This is a genomic window from Aliidiomarina sanyensis, assembly GCF_003987175.1.
GTDB classification, from domain to species: domain Bacteria; phylum Pseudomonadota; class Gammaproteobacteria; order Enterobacterales; family Alteromonadaceae; genus Aliidiomarina; species Aliidiomarina sanyensis.
This window is the reverse complement of the sequence record NZ_PIPM01000011.1, coordinates 1-14,672: the sequence shown is the minus strand read 5'-3', so window position 1 is coordinate 14,672 and position 14,672 is coordinate 1. Positions and strand designations below refer to the sequence as shown.

15 protein-coding genes are annotated in these 14,672 nt (G+C 50.4%); 8 read left to right on the top strand and 7 right to left on the bottom strand.

The genetic code is table 11. From position 1 onward, the window contains the following. The first annotated feature begins 52 nt into the window (after positions 1-52). The 3 genes from CWE11_RS09600 to CWE11_RS09590 are packed head-to-tail and all read left to right on the top strand — an operon-like array spanning position 53 to position 2,855. Positions 53-826 carry a MotA/TolQ/ExbB proton channel family protein gene (locus CWE11_RS09600; protein WP_126777407.1) on the top strand — a complete coding sequence of 258 codons (774 nt, stop codon included), beginning with the start codon at positions 53-55 and terminating at the stop codon, positions 824-826. 5 nt (positions 827-831) lie between these two features. Beyond that, on the top strand, positions 832-1,893 hold the full coding sequence (locus CWE11_RS09595; RefSeq protein WP_126777406.1) for a vWA domain-containing protein: 1,062 nt from the start codon (positions 832-834) through the stop codon (positions 1,891-1,893). Next, positions 1,890-2,855 (top strand): VWA domain-containing protein, encoded by a 966-nt coding sequence (locus tag CWE11_RS09590; protein WP_126777405.1) that lies wholly within the window; start codon positions 1,890-1,892, stop codon positions 2,853-2,855. Before CWE11_RS09595 ends, CWE11_RS09590 begins: the two co-directional genes overlap by 4 nt. Positions 2,856-2,886: 31 nt before the next feature. On the opposite strand, the gene CWE11_RS09585 is transcribed toward CWE11_RS09590, so the two are convergent. Beyond that, complete coding sequence (locus CWE11_RS09585; protein ID WP_126777404.1) at positions 2,887-4,563, bottom strand: DUF7379 domain-containing protein; 1,677 nt, start codon at positions 4,561-4,563, stop codon at positions 2,887-2,889. 309 nt (positions 4,564-4,872) lie between these two features. Here CWE11_RS09585 and CWE11_RS09580 point away from each other — a divergent pair, with 309 nt between their 5' ends. The 4 genes from CWE11_RS09580 (at position 4,873) to CWE11_RS09565 (ending at position 7,946) form a co-directional block, all read left to right on the top strand. Further along, entirely contained in the window at positions 4,873-5,268 is a 396-nt protein-coding gene (locus tag CWE11_RS09580; RefSeq protein WP_126777403.1) for a hypothetical protein, read from the top strand. Between the two features lie 101 nt (positions 5,269-5,369). After that, positions 5,370-6,236, top strand: coding sequence for a glutathione-dependent disulfide-bond oxidoreductase (yghU, locus tag CWE11_RS09575; protein ID WP_126777402.1), 867 nt, complete (start codon positions 5,370-5,372; stop codon positions 6,234-6,236). A 54-nt stretch (positions 6,237-6,290) separates the two neighbouring features. Continuing rightward, positions 6,291-6,890, top strand: a complete 600-nt coding sequence (locus CWE11_RS09570; RefSeq protein WP_126777401.1) for a TetR/AcrR family transcriptional regulator — start codon at positions 6,291-6,293, stop codon at positions 6,888-6,890. Between the two features lie 6 nt (positions 6,891-6,896). Further along, positions 6,897-7,946, top strand: coding sequence for a metal-dependent hydrolase (locus CWE11_RS09565; RefSeq protein ID WP_126777400.1), 1,050 nt, complete (start codon positions 6,897-6,899; stop codon positions 7,944-7,946). A 9-nt stretch (positions 7,947-7,955) separates the two neighbouring features. Here CWE11_RS09565 and CWE11_RS09560 read toward each other — a convergent pair whose 3' ends face one another. The 5 genes from CWE11_RS09560 to CWE11_RS09540 all read right to left on the bottom strand — a co-directional run bounded on the left by CWE11_RS09560 (position 7,956) and on the right by CWE11_RS09540 (position 13,136). Further along, positions 7,956-8,294 carry a zinc ribbon domain-containing protein YjdM gene (locus CWE11_RS09560; RefSeq protein ID WP_126777399.1) on the bottom strand — a complete coding sequence of 113 codons (339 nt, stop codon included), beginning with the start codon at positions 8,292-8,294 and terminating at the stop codon, positions 7,956-7,958. An 82-nt stretch (positions 8,295-8,376) separates the two neighbouring features. Next, the gene (locus tag CWE11_RS09555) at positions 8,377-10,512 is read right to left on the bottom strand and encodes a prolyl oligopeptidase family serine peptidase (protein WP_126777398.1); all 2,136 of its coding nucleotides are present in this window, start codon (positions 10,510-10,512) and stop codon (positions 8,377-8,379) included. A gap of 64 nt (positions 10,513-10,576) precedes the next feature. Next, positions 10,577-12,019, bottom strand: coding sequence for an amidohydrolase family protein (locus CWE11_RS09550; RefSeq protein WP_126777397.1), 1,443 nt, complete (start codon positions 12,017-12,019; stop codon positions 10,577-10,579). 65 nt (positions 12,020-12,084) lie between these two features. Further along, entirely contained in the window at positions 12,085-12,639 is a 555-nt protein-coding gene (locus tag CWE11_RS09545) for a hypothetical protein (protein WP_126777396.1), read from the bottom strand. Further along, positions 12,636-13,136 carry an RNA polymerase sigma factor gene (locus CWE11_RS09540; RefSeq protein ID WP_241971774.1) on the bottom strand — a complete coding sequence of 167 codons (501 nt, stop codon included), beginning with the start codon at positions 13,134-13,136 and terminating at the stop codon, positions 12,636-12,638. Before CWE11_RS09540 ends, CWE11_RS09545 begins: the two co-directional genes overlap by 4 nt. A gap of 152 nt (positions 13,137-13,288) precedes the next feature. Here CWE11_RS09540 and CWE11_RS09535 point away from each other — a divergent pair, with 152 nt between their 5' ends. Next, positions 13,289-13,549 (top strand): hypothetical protein, encoded by a 261-nt coding sequence (locus CWE11_RS09535; protein WP_126777394.1) that lies wholly within the window; start codon positions 13,289-13,291, stop codon positions 13,547-13,549. Between the two features lie 333 nt (positions 13,550-13,882). Here CWE11_RS09535 and CWE11_RS09525 read toward each other — a convergent pair whose 3' ends face one another. Beyond that, positions 13,883-14,314, bottom strand: a complete 432-nt coding sequence (locus CWE11_RS09525) for a DUF5412 family protein (protein ID WP_126777392.1) — start codon at positions 14,312-14,314, stop codon at positions 13,883-13,885. Positions 14,315-14,672: the final 358 nt, after the last annotated feature.

Sequence of the window (14,672 nt, the reverse complement as noted above, 5' to 3'; positions counted from 1 at the left end):
TCCCTCGATGCACCTCAAGACTTTCCCGTAAACATCTAAGAAGGAACGGACTATGAAACCGAGTCGCAACGATGCGGCCATGAATCCCGGCATGGGCACCAGCGTGATTGTCTTGCTGATTGCCTTTACTGTGGTGCAATTGGTGTATGCAGGAATCATTCGTCCCGCGGCCGATCAAGTAATTGCAGCCGAGGGAACCATGTCCGTCGCGTCCATTTGGGTGATCTTGAATGGAGTCGAGCAACAAATTTGTATCTCACTCATGCTCGTCGCTATTTTCCTCATGGGCTACAAAATTTGGCGTTTGGTCGATGAGGAAGCCTTCTATCAGCGGGATTTCCTGGCTGATCACGACAAGGATAAACCACTGAACGTCAATGCAGCTTTGGCACAACTTGAGGGCTCGCGCTACCGCGACAACCCCGCGTTAAATACCTGGATCATGTGTATTCGACGCTTTAAGCACACCAAAAATGTGCAACATGCCGCAGATGCTATTGAGTCTTCGGTCGAGAACGTGGCATCGCAATTGGAAAATGGCAACAACATGATTCGTTACATGATTTGGGCCATTCCAAGTATTGGTTTTGTGGGGACCGTGCGCGGTATAGGGCAAGCGCTGGCGCAGGCGGATGATGCACTGGCGGGCGACATTGCGGGAATGACCGCCTCGTTAGGTTTAGCCTTTAATTCGACCCTGGTGGCACTCTTGATTTCGCTCTTACTGATGTACTTGATGCATCTTCTCAACAACCGCCAAGATACCATGGTTCTCAATATTCAAAACTCCTGTGAGAAGAGCTTGCTGTCTCACTTGCACCGGTAAGCATCATGTCGAAGAAACGCCGCGCAACCGATGGTTTTAATATGTCATTTATTGACGTCATGGCCTGTGGCCTTGGCGCGGTTATTTTGATTTTCATCCTGGTCGACTTTTATGCAGCACGGGTTGATCCGAGTGACGAGCTCGCGCGTCTTGATGCAGAAATTGCCTCGGCTTCCGCTGCCGAACAAGATATGAACGAAGCGGTGGCCGATATCCTCGATGCCATTGCCGAAGCGCAAGCGCAACAAGCCGACTCTGAACAAGCACAATATGAGCAAATTCAGCGACAACAAGCACTACTGAACCAAGTCTCTTCCCAACTCGCCGTGATTGCCGAGCTGCAAGAAGAACTCAATGCATTAGCCCAAATTGAAACACCTGATTCAGCCATTGAGTTGGCTGGGACGGGGGAAGAGAATTACATCACTGGGATGGTGGTCGAAGGCCGAGAAATCGGCATTTTAATTGATCGCTCCGCCTCGATGATGGACACCAACCTCGTGTCGATTCTCCGCTCACTGGCATTAGCACCAGAGCAGCGAAAACAGCGTCCGAAATGGCAACGAACCGTGCGAGCAAGCAAATGGCTGCTGGCGCGAGTACCCGAGGCATCGAATGTGACCGTCGTCGCTTTTTCGGACACAGCAGAAGTGCTTGGTCCACGCACCACCAGTCCTGGGCGCGACAGCAGCGCGTTGACCGCTATCGCCCGAGAAATCGATGAGCTGGTACCCGATGGCGGCACCAATTTATTGCTCGGAATGCGCACCCTATTGGATGCGAATCCAAATTTGACCGATATTTACTTAGTCACCGACGGGTTACCCTCGTTGGGTGAGGGGTTGAGTTTAGCCTGTCGCAACTTTATCTCGCGAACGCGCTCCATCAGTTCAGATTGTCGCCGACAACTGACCGTGCAGACCGTCCAACGAGTTGCCGGACGTTATCGGATGAACGTGATTCTGCTTCCGCTCGAAGGCGACCCGTACGCAGCCTCCATGTATTGGGAATGGACTAATGCATCCAAAGGTCGGCTACTTGCCCCCAGTGAGGAATGGCCACAATGAGTAAGCGCCAGCGCATCAAGCGCCCTCCGATTGAGATTTTTAATCTGTCGTTCTTGGATATTATCGCCTGTGCCTTTGGTGCCATTGTGTTGCTCGTCTTGCTCGCTAAAAATAATGAAGTACCTGCGGAGCTCTCAGCAGAAGATGTGGCGATTCGCATTGAGCAGTTGATGGCGGCACAGAATCGGGTGGCGGCCCTACAAAGCCAACTTGAAACCCAACAAGATGAGTTAATCAGCGCGCAAACCCAAGCTGCAAGCACCTTAGACGCCGAGCAATTGCTTGAATCCTCCATTCCGCGTGCTCAACAAAGTCTGGCTCGATTGCAGGGACAAGCCCAATCGCTGCGCGAAGAAATCCGGCGCGAGCAAGCACGACTGAATGTTGCAAGTGTGCCCGAGACGCCATCGCTTAACGTCGGGGGAATCCCTACCGATGCGGAATATGTGATTTTCGTCATTGATACCTCCGGCTCTATGTCCGTTGGTCGCGGGTGGCAGCAAGTAACCAGTGTTGTCGGTGATATTATTCGTAACCATCCTGAGCTGAAGGGTTTTCAAGTGATGTCCGCAGATGGCGACTTTATGTTCTCGAATACCTCAGGCCGCTGGTTAACGGACTCCGAAAGTATGCGGCGCCGAACTATCCAAGGGTTACAAAACTTCCGCGGCGGCGGCAGTGCGCCCGAAGTTGGGATGAAGCGGGCGCTCCAGCTGTATCGAAACTCCCCCGGCAAGATTAGTATGTATGTGTTCGGGGATGACTTCCGCCCTGGCACCATGGATGCCATTGTGACCGAAATTACGGATCTAAATCGCGGCCCTGATGGACAGCCCCGTTGGCGCATCCATGGAGTGGGATTCCACCGCGAGCGCTGGGGCGACGCCCCTCAGTTTGCCGCCTTTATGAAAGCGGTGGTGGATCGCAATCGCGGCGCGTTTGTTGCCTTACCAAGCACCTAAAGATCACACAATGAACTCGGTTCGCACTTGCTTATCGTTCCTTTCCCGTCAGCGCTTTTAGTAGCAAACGATTCGCTAAGTTCTGCCCAAAAAAACTGGTGTGCCGACTTTCCACATAAATGACTGGGTCGACATGAAGCGCAGCACATGGGGCAATTTCACTTTGCCGCTCTTCGGTCACGACCCAGTCATGACGCAAGGTCCGCAGCAAGATAGACAACACCCCATGCAACGCCACCGCACCGATACGGCGAATACGTCCACCTTGCACGGTATCCCGTGTGAATCGACCCGCAATCGGCACGAGTATCGTTTGTGGTGGTGTCTCCGGTGCGAGAATAGCCTGATTCATTGGGTCATCGCGATTCATTGCCCGAATTCCCTCCAAGTAGTTCAGTGCGCGCCCCGAATGCTGCGCCAACGCATTAACAAACGTCAGCATAGTACTCGGCGGCGTGATACGTCGAAGTGCATTGCAAAACGCCGCTAAGTTTTGCGGAAGCCGGGTGTACTCCACATGATTGGCTCCGGCCACGGTGACTGCTCGGCTAATCTGAAAATTATGACCCCGGGTAGCGAGGCACTTCAATAAGAGAGCCCCGCGTGAAAAGCCCATCGCCGTCACGGGATGTTCAAAGACATGGCTACCGAGAATCGACTCAAGTTTGTCTGCATTCCGTTGCGGCGAGGAAAATATCGTGTCGTGATCGAACGCAATGATTTGCTCGAAATGGCCAGCATCCAATAGGTACTGAAGGAATACTGGACTGTCCGCAAAACGCTCATCTGCTTTTTCATACAAGCCGCCATACGTGCCGCGAGTGGAAGAAAAAGTGCCGTGCAGTAAAAGTAAGGTGCGTTGGTCAAACCGAATATCATTGGCATCGATTTCCTCAAAGTAATAGCTGCCAGGAATCGGGTTCCACTTCAAAAGTGTATGACGACTCAGATTCAGGCGCTCTGCCACGCGATTCAGAATGTCATGGGTTGTGCTGTTTTGGCGTTTAAAAATCAGGGCCTTCACAATTAACTTCGAGCGTGAGCGAGCGGCACTTTTCAAACGAATTCCATCCTCCGTCTCGACCGCCTCAAAGTCTGCCGAAGGGTACAATGGAATGCGGTAATTCAACCGGTCTCGATGCTCACAATCATGATTCTCCGTAGCTTCCGGTAAGATATATTCGACCGCGGTGTCATAAGGTTCTTTAAGTCGCTCCTTCCATGGCCCCGCCTCGATGCGTTGGTAGAAGACGAGGGCGCCCTCATCGGGTTTGACGAATAAAGTGAGCCGTAAATACGGGAGATCGTCGAGGGTAAATCCAGCTTTCAACTGTGGAAGTGGGGCTGGCGTAAAGCTGACATAGCGCTCAATAACGGGTGCATTTTCATCTTGATTGAAATGTGCCGCCCGCCCCATGCGCACCAAACGGATTTCTTCCATGGTCGCCTCACCAGAGAGCTCTGCGCTGCTTTGCGTACAGCCATAATCAGAACATTCAATCATGCCGCGAAGCGGTGGATGGCGGGATTCCCAGCCACCGAGCGTTCCCCAAATTCGCTCAGGAACTCCGGATTCTTTGCGCATCAGGCGTTTTCGATCGCGCTGACTGACTCGATTGCTGCGCACGCGCTTACCAAGCGGGATGTAACGCGCCTGATCGCGACTTGATGTCAGCATGGCACCGGCAGCGGACAGTTTAATTTTCATGAGAGCCTCCGTTTGGTGTAACCCAAATCAATGCAACTGGAAGCCATGGACAAACGCGGATACGAACGAACGGGACAACGAGAAACGGGTTCCGAATTCATGCAAAAACAAGTCTTATAACCATGATAGTTGATGCGTTAAATTTCCACCCATTCCGAAGCGAAAGTCCCCAACCCACTGACGTGGATTGATTTTCAACCTACAACGACTCCTCTCGATGTGATTAAAAAATAAGTAAACCTTCGTCTGATAAGCATTCACGCGCTATGCTAGTGCGTGAGTAAGGAAACATTCGACAAGGACATTTTTATGCAACGCATCTATTGGGCTGTAATCGTGGTACTGGCCGCTGGGCTCTTGTTAAGTGCAATTCCCTGGTATGGTATTTATACCTTTCCGATGAAATACCCGAACGTGTTCTTCGGAGACTGGCAAAGCGTACTGACTAGTGTGGGGCAAGTCCTCTTTATCTTATTGCCTATTATCGCGCTGATCGGTGCACTACGAGAACGTTTCTACTTCTTTACGAGCGCCCTGTTACATACGTTTATCGCGTCTTTCTTTAACGTCTCTGTCATCTATGGCCTAAATCGTGTTCCTCTCGATCTTGGCCCACTAAATGCCCACCCGATCTGGGTGGTGAACGGCATGGTCGCCATCGGTATATTAGTGCTGCTGACCCTCGGACGAGGCGTGAACCGCTAGTGCTTTTTAAGAACGAGAACGCGTAACAGAAGAAACTTTTTGCGCTTGCACCGCGTACCCATAACCCGCATCCTTATTTTTTCTTTTGCAAGGAGAGGGTTATGGCTGATACAAAGTACACTCCACCGAAAGTATGGACATGGGAGCCGGGCAACGGTGGAAAGTTTGCAAACATTAACCGTCCGACTGCCGGTGCTCGGGTTGATCGCGACCTACCCATTGGTAAGCATCCGTTGCAATTGTATTCGCTAGCCACCCCAAACGGGGTCAAAGTCACCGTTTTGCTTGAGGAATTACTGGAGCAAGGTGTTCAGGCCGCCGAATACGATGCATGGCTGATCAACATCATGGAAGGCGATCAGTTTGGCAGCGGTTTTGTTGCTGCGAATCCAAATTCAAAAATCCCCGCTCTGGTTGACCATGGTACATCGCCCCCAACGCGGGTGTTTGAGTCAGGGTCGATCTTGCTCTATCTCGCGGAAAAGTTCGGTCAATTCATCCCAAAAGATTCACAGAAGCGGACCGAGTGTCTGAACTGGCTATTCTGGCAAATGGGCAGCGCACCCATCTTAGGCGGTGGTTTTGGCCATTTCTATGCATATGCCCCCGAGAAGTACCAATACCCCATTGATCGCTACACGATGGAGGTCAAGCGGCAGCTTGATGTCTTGGATCAGCAGCTCGCAAAAACGCCTTTTATTGCCGGTGATGAGTACACCATTGCGGATATGGCAATCTGGCCATGGTACGGCGCACTGGTTCGCAACGAAGTGTATGAAGCCGCGGAGTTTCTGAATGCGCAAAGCTATCCGCATGTGCGCGCTTGGGCAGAAAAGATAGCGAATCGCCCAGCGGTGAAACGAGGTGTGATGGTGAATAAGGCGTGGGGTGAGCCGCATGAGCAATTGCATGAACGCCACGATGCTAGTGACTTTATATTAAACACGGAAGATAAGCGGCAAAAGTAATTTGCGCCCGAGCTTCTATACTTAAGGTTAAATTTCGTATGGAGGACCGTGAAAATGCGCAAAGCTGTCACGCGCGACGACCTTGTTGATGCTGCACTTGAACTAGGTGATGAATCAGGGTGGGAGAAACTCACCCTGGCTCAGATTGCTCGGCATCTGCACATCTCTCTTGCGCAGATTCATACTCACTTTCCACAAAAAGATGACCTCGTAGATGCATGGCTCGATCGGGCCGACGCTATCACTCTGGCTCAGTTTCCACACAACACCCCGGAAAGTCCAAATGATGATCAAGCTGATCGCCCATCCCCAGGTGCGGAACGTCTTTATCAGGTCATTCAAACATGGCTTGATTCCTTGGCGTCACATCACAAGCTAACCGGTGAAATGCTCCTGTATAAACTAGAACCCGGTCACTTTCACCTACAAGCCGCTGGTCTTTTGCGTATTAGCCGGACCGTCCAATGGTTCCGAGAGGCTGCCGAACTGAAAGCCAGTCATGGCAAACGGATTGGTCAGGAAATTGCGTTAAGCAGTCTGTTTATTGGGATCTTTGTGTATTGGCTAAATGATCAGTCAGCCAACCAAATCAACACCCGCGCGAAGCTAAAAAATCTGCTGAAACGCGGGGACCGAATCGGCCTTTGGATGTAGGCTCATATGGATCCGGTGACCCATGCCGCCCTCGGTGCATTAGCCGGTGTCGGCGTTCAGCGCCTGCATGCACGCAAAACACATCGTCTGCAGAAGGTTACCTCCATGACACCCGGGCAGGCGCTTTGGATTGGCGCGGGTGCCGGACTCTTTCCCGATATCGATATCCTAACCTTTCTGATCGACCCATTGGCTTATCATGCGTTGTGGCACGGAACCTACACCCATTCGCTCCTCCTCGCTCCGCTCTGGGCAGGACTCTATGCATTCGGTATCTATTCCCTTTTTCACTATTTTCAGCGTTCCAAAGCGCGTGAGCTACCCGCGTTTGGACTGCTTTTCATGGTCAGTTTACTGGGTATTTTGAGTCATATTGGTGCGGATCTGCTCACCGCCTGGGATGTAGGAATTGGCTACCCTTTGTTCGATCAGCGCCTGTCATTTGGACTACTTTTTGTGATCGACCCCATTTTCACCGCAACACTCCTGTTCGCGCTTTGGGGGATCTGGCGACAACGCAAACATATCGTGATTCCTGCATTGATTGGGGCGATTGCTTGGATCGCCTTCGCGCACGTACAAAAGGAAAACGCCCAAGCCATTGGCGACGCTGCGCTACCAGAACAAACCCATATTCACGCGTGGCCCCAGCCTTTCTCCGTCTTTCATTGGCTGCTAATTCAAGAGCGGGACAATGGCTATGCGGTCGCCTATGTTCGCACCCAAGCTAATTCGCCACTGCAATGGCCACTGCATTGGATGCGGCAGACCGCCACAGCGTACAAGCCAACAGATAGTCTGATCTGGGAGGTACATCTCACCACACCGCATGCCCAAGCGCGAAGCGTGTGGGAGCATCAGGAATTTGCGATGGTGCGAGCCTTTATGACGTATCCGATCTACTGGGAGACCGATGCCGATGGCTGTGTCTGGTTTACCGATTTGCTATTCGTTTTACCCACGCAACCACCTCCTTTCTTGTATGGCGGTTGCTGGGAAGATAGACAGGTGCGGGTGGAGCGCCAACACATTGCCCCACCATGGAGCGAGCATTAGCGTGAGATATTAAGCCTTTTTCACAAATTCCGATTTCAGCTTCATCGGGCCAATGCCATCGATTTTACAGTCAATGTCGTGATCGCCGTCCACTAAACGAATATTTTTCACTTTAGTGCCCACTTTCACCACCAGAGACGAGCCTTTCACTTTGAGATCTTTAATTACAGTGACGGTATCACCATCCGCCAATGGATTTCCGTTGGCATCCTTAATCACCGCGTCAGACTCTGTGCTACTTTGCTCACCCTCAATCCACTCATGACCGCACTCCGGACAGACCAACATCCGGCCATCATGATAGGTAAACGTCGACTGGCAACTGGGGCAATTTGGAAAATCTGACATTGAGGGATCCTATTCTTTATTTCACGAGTCGATACAAAACAAAGGGCACCCGGAGGTGCCCTGAATCGACCTACGTAATACGTTATCGGGGCAATTCTTGATAGCCCATATTATACAGGATAAACGAGAACACATCTGCTGCTTGGTCAATCACCATGGAGACCGGCATGCCCGCGCCATGTCCGGCATTCACATCAATCCGGATCAGCTGCGGATTTGCACCGCCATCTTTGGCCTGCAACTCCGCCACATACTTAAATGAATGGGCAGGAACCACTCGGTCATCATGATCTGCTGTGGTGACTAAGGTTGCTGGGTGATTTACGCCTTCACGCACATTGTGAACCGGCGAATACCCTAACAAGTACTCGAACATTTCTTCGCTTTGCTCCGATGTACCATAGTCATACGCCCAACCTGCGCCAGCGGTAAAGGTGTGGTAACGTAACATATCCAAAACACCCACGGCTGGAATCGCGACCTGGAACAGCTCAGGACGCTGGGTTGAAACAGCGGCTACCAACAAACCCCCATTGGAACCACCGCGAATGGCCAACTTATCGCTGCTGGTATAATTCTCATCAATCAAGAACTCCGCAGCCGCAATAAAATCATCAAACACGTTTTGGCGATTCATCTGGCGACCGGCATCGTGCCACGCTTTCCCATACTCACCGCCGCCCCGAATATTGGCCACCGCGTAAATACCGCCCATGTCCATCCAGACCGCGTTTGCCACACTGAAAGAAGGGGTCAGGCTGATATTAAAGCCACCATAGCCAAAGAGGATGGTAGGATTCGTGCCATCGAGTTCAAGATCCTTGCGATAGCTGATAATCATCGGGATCTGTGTGCCATCTTGAGAGGTATAGAACACCTGCTCGGACACATAGTTTTCGGGGTCAAACAAGGTCTCGGGTTGGTTAAAGAGTTTGCTTTCGCCAGTCGCAGGATCAAAGCTGAAGATACTGCTCGGCGTCGTGTAATTAGCAAAGCTAAAGTACAACACTTCCGCGTCGATCTTGCCCGAGAAGCCGCCCGCACTGCCCACACCCGGCAAGTCGACTTCGCGAACGAGCGTGCCATCAAAGTCGTACTGCTTTACTTGAGTGACAGCATCAACAATGTAGTTTGCAAAAAGATAACCACCACCGGTAGAAGCTCGCAGTACATGCTCGGACTGTGGAATAACATCTTGCCAATGCTCTGGTTGCGGATTTGCAGCACTGACCGTCACAACGCGACGATTTGGCGCATCACGATTGGTCAACAGGAACAACTGATCATCTTTTGCCGTGAGCAAACCCACATCGTGGTCCGTGGTATCTACAATCGCCGTAAAGCCAGCATCCGGATTCTCTAAATCTTTAATAAATAGTTTATTGCCGGACGTTGAAACCGCTGCAGAAACCAGCAAGTAACGGTCATCACGGGTTACTTGCGCACCCACATAACGATGTTCCTCTCCCGGAGCCTCACCAAAGACCACCTGATCGTCCGACTGGGGCGTGCCTAACCGATGGAAATAGAGCTTATGCTGCTCAGTCATGGCCGAGAGCTCACTGCCATCGGGCTTGTCGTAGCTTGAGTAATAGAAGCCTTCGTTGCCGACCCACTGAATGCCGCTGAACTTAATGTCTTCTAGCACATCACCAATTTGTTCACCGGTTTTCGCATCAATCACGATAATCTTGCGCCAGTCACTACCACCCTCAGAGATTGCATAGGCCGCAAGGCTGCCGTCTCGTGAGAAACTGATGGTGGCCAATGACGTTGTGCCATCTGCGCTGAAGGTGTTGGGATCTAAAAATACTTCTGGCTCACCATCTTCTTTCTGGCGGTACAAAACAAATTGGTTTTGCAGCCCGTCATTGCGATAGAAGTAGGTGTAATCACCTTCAACAAATGGAGCGCCGACCCGTTCAAAGTTCCATGAGTCCTGCAAGCGCTCACGGATATTAGCCCGATAAGGGATTTGCTCAAGGAACGAGAACGTCAGTTCATTTTGAGCCTGAACCCAAGCTGCGGTCTCGGGACTGCGATCATCTTCAAGCCAACGGTAAGGGTCTGCGACTTCATGTCCAAAATAGGTGTCGACCACATCACCACGGTGCGTTTCTGGATACGTCAAATTATGTCCTGTTTGCTGCTCTGGGGCAGGCGCCTGGCCGCACGCGGTCAAGACCACCGCAGCCAGCAGTGGAAGCGATTTCTTCATGAGGGAGTAGCTCCGATTGTTATTGTTATAGCATCACAAGAGTAACAAAGTATGGTGGCCTTGCCTATTGGGAATAGGAGTCACGCTTGTTATCGGAAGCGAAAACCTCTTCGCCACTCTGAATCACCTGCAGCAGCGTGTCTAAATGACTCAGATCCTCTGCTGGATTCTGTTCAAACACAAGGAAGTCTGCAATGTAGCCCACCTCCAGCTTGCCAAGTTCATGGCCCATGCCAAGAACAAGCGCACCGTTTTCGGTCGCTAATCTCAAGACCTCGAACGGCGGAATGCCCGCCTCATTGAGAAGTCTCATTTCCTGAAAATAGCTCACGCCGGGGATAACCCATGGATTGCCCAAATCCGTTCCTATGCTCAACTTGACACCTGCTAAATACAACGTATTCACCAACTCAAGGACTTTGGGCCATACTGCTTGAGCCCGCGCAAAATCATCCTCACTCCAACCTAAATTAAAGTGATAGAAGTCCCGCCAATTCTCAACCAGTTGAGGATGGGCATGCGCCATCTGAGGATGCGCTGTGACGTCCAACTGGTCGCCAAAAAAGGCGTTGTAGAAGACAATGAGTGTTGGATCAACCTTCACTGCATGACGCACCAGAGTGTCAATCATCGTACGCATTTCATTGCTGCTCAAATCAACCGCATCATACCACTCAAAAAAACTAAAGGTTCCTGGCCGTTGCTCGGCTTGATAAGACTCTCGAAGATGGTATGGCAAGAGTTCTGGAGAAATAGGCATCGCATGAACGAAATGCTGAATACCGAGCTCGGCGCCACGGGTCCAACTTAATGACTCCAGGTGACCGATCACCGGCAGATTGTAGTCCCTCGCAGCCTGCACAGCGACGTCCACCTGCTGCTCATTCAATCCAGTATATAGTTTAATGAAATCAACACCTTGTTCGGCCTGATACGTTACCGCAGACTGAATCGCGACCTGATTATCAACATTGACCACTAGCCCTGCAAAAGGATCCGTGTTCAAGATAGCTCCCGCCACGTAGGCGCGTGGGCCGAGAAGTTCACCGGCAATCTGCGCATCTCGGTAGGCCAAGTTCGCCCGCGTATCACCCCCAGGATTTCGTATGCTTGTGACACCAAATTCCAAGAGCTTCTTTGCGTTCCACTGCCCAATCTCCAGTTGATTCTCCGCATGCAACAGAAACTCGCCATCCATCATAGAAAACGACACGGCTCCAAGGCTCATGTGCGCATGAGTGTCAATAAAGCCGGGCATGACATAGGCACCAGCGAGGTCAATCACTTGTGCGTCAGTTGAAGATTCAGGGCGGGTTGCGCCCACAGCGCGAAACCGTCCATCGACAACCCAAAGGTACCCATTCGGTGTCACCTGTTGTTGGTCAGGTTGAACGATGGTTGCATTGGTATATAAAATCGAAGAGCTCGTTTCTGATTCGGTGACAGCAAACGCACTCGATGACAAAACCAACCAACCCAGTGCAAAGGCATGTAAACTATTTTTCATTTGAAAATCCCTGTGAAGTGAATACTCAGGGATAGCAGTCGTCCGATCATTTATTTTCTTACATGCTATTGCATAAAACTTTCTCTTAGCACCTCGCACGCCTGACGTCGCTTCCGAAAGAAAGCCATCAATAGAATGAGGCCAGCGAAAACAATCATCTCCACCCACAAGGGATATGCATGGAGTTCAGAAATAAATGTCCATACCGTAAGCGCCAGCAACACCACAAGGAGCGTTCCTGTCGCGTAAAAGCTCAATCGCCAGCGCAAAATTTCTTGGTCAAGCAAATGAATATGGTCGTCCACCGATTCACGCAACGACTTACTTTTCATCAGTCTAAAGCTGCGCCAACGACTGACCGTCAAGGGAACGAACAATACCCAGCCCCAAATCACCAACACCGCAATCCAAAGCGTCTTATGCAAGGTCTCACCACTCAGTAGCCCCCAAACCGCGAGACTGGTGACAATGACCAATAACATCGGCTCGATAACTAAATTGAAACGCATCAGCCAACGATGTTTTCGGTATTTGCGTTGCAAATCAGTCAGGTTAAGCTGTGCCTTGGGCGCTTGCTCCTGCCAGAGCGCACTCAATTCATCTAGATCATCGTTCTTCATGGCGTGGTTCCTTGCATTAATTCCATTAACTGGCGTTTCCCGCGGTTTAGCCGCACACCCACATTCGATTCGCTAATTCCCAATGTCTCAGCAATTTCGATGTTGCTGAGATCCTCAAGCTTGAGTAATACGACCTGACGTAAGCTAAGCGGTAGCCTGTGCACCGCTCTTAGCAACCGCGCTTGATTCTGCGCATCACTCACGACACGTTCAGGGCAAGGGGAGAGCGACACAGGCTCTTCTTCGTTGCAGGTAATAGGTTGGCGCCCAGCTCGACGGATGTGATCGACACCTACATTGTGCATCACACGATAAATGTAGGTATTGAGTGCACATTGGTTTGAGAAGGTCGCAAGCGCACGCCAAACTTCAAATGCCATTTCTTGTGCCAACTCCTCGCGTAACGTGGGGTTATGCTCATAGCCCATAGCCGCCCGAGATATCCTTGGCCAATAGTGTTGGATAATTTCATCGCGAGCTGGCGCGCCTTGGAGCATATTTTTCAAAAGAAGCCTTCCTGTAGCAGAAAAATGAGCACAACGACGTTAGTCGTGCCGCTCAGATAAATCTTACAAAAATATTTTTGTTATTTTTTGGCTGGCTTACCGACTGATATCCATGAAACCCATTCATATCAAAGGATATTCACATGAAGATATTGAAAAAGCTAAATAAAAAGGTCGCTCTAGTGACTATTTGGGGAACCGTGTTGGTAAGTTGGCTTATTCTCGGTGTCATTTTCTTCGCCACCGAAAGCACGACTGTCGCGGTTATCGTAGTCACCATAGCAGCCGTCATCGCCGAGAGTGCACTGTGGTTAAGTGGCTTACTACTCGCTATGGGACTTGGGATGGCACTCGTCGATGCACGAAAGAATATTTGGAAACTAATATTCCGAGCGCGCGGCTAAGGGGAGCAGGGAGCCTCCCGAATACTGAGACGGGTGCTCGTTCACCCGTCCGTTTCAGCGGCTTTCAGGCAATTTGGGAATTAACGCTAAAATTAGCGTTGCAAAGGGTCCTATAAATAGGGAAATAAAGAACCAGACGAGACCACTCCGGTTTTTTCCTTGGGCCAGTACCGCATTAATCAACATGAGGGTTCCCCAACCCACGAAATACTGTCTGCTTGCTTCAATGTATTCTGGATTCAAAACTTATTCCTTTTCGTTCGTATTTTTATTGTCAAAACAGTGTTCGCTGCAGCAAATCGCAAGAGCCGTGGACGCGATTCTGCTGTTATCTTAGTTGGCTTCGTGTCTGAATTCATAATTTGTATTGAATCCCGAGGAGAACTTACTGCGCGGTCTTAACGTGCGCACTTTATGGAGGTCTGAAATGCTAATCACAAGCTCCTCATCACTCGACCACCTAACTTCTAGCCCAGTTTCTTCAGGTCGTCCTCTGAAAGTTATTAACCGCTCAAAAACTTCGTCCCCATTTTTGCTCGTAACATTGACGCCACCATAAAAGTCGGTCGTAGCTCCACCACAATCCCCAATATAAATCTCTGCAGAGAAGGCTCCGTTTGGAGAGTGTTCGGTATGCAAAACCTCGTGGTAACACAGCGACTCACAGCTTTTCAGCAGAAGAGCGGCGACTCCCCACACAAAAAGTAGTCCCCAAAATGTGTATCCACCAAAATTGATGAGCAGTTTTTTCACTGGATATTTCATGAAAGCCTTATGGAAATAGCACGCTACGTAAATGACGCTAAGTAAATGAATAAGGGCGCAAAAACACATTCAATCCCGGTAGTCGAAGCGATTGCCAGAAGTGATGATATATTGTTAACACACTTTATAAGGGAAAGTAACACTCAGAGTCAGCTCATCCTAAGCAAATAGCTTCAACCGTTCGACCAGCGATGTTGACGCCCGCTTTCAAGGGCATACATTAGGCATAGGGAGAGTGTAAAAATATCTGTGTAAATGGCATTCTTATCAACTCCTTAGAAGGATATCAGAATGCCAATATCAGAAAAACTTATCGATCAGCTGCTTGAAGGCTGTGATTCTCCAGAAGACATTTTAG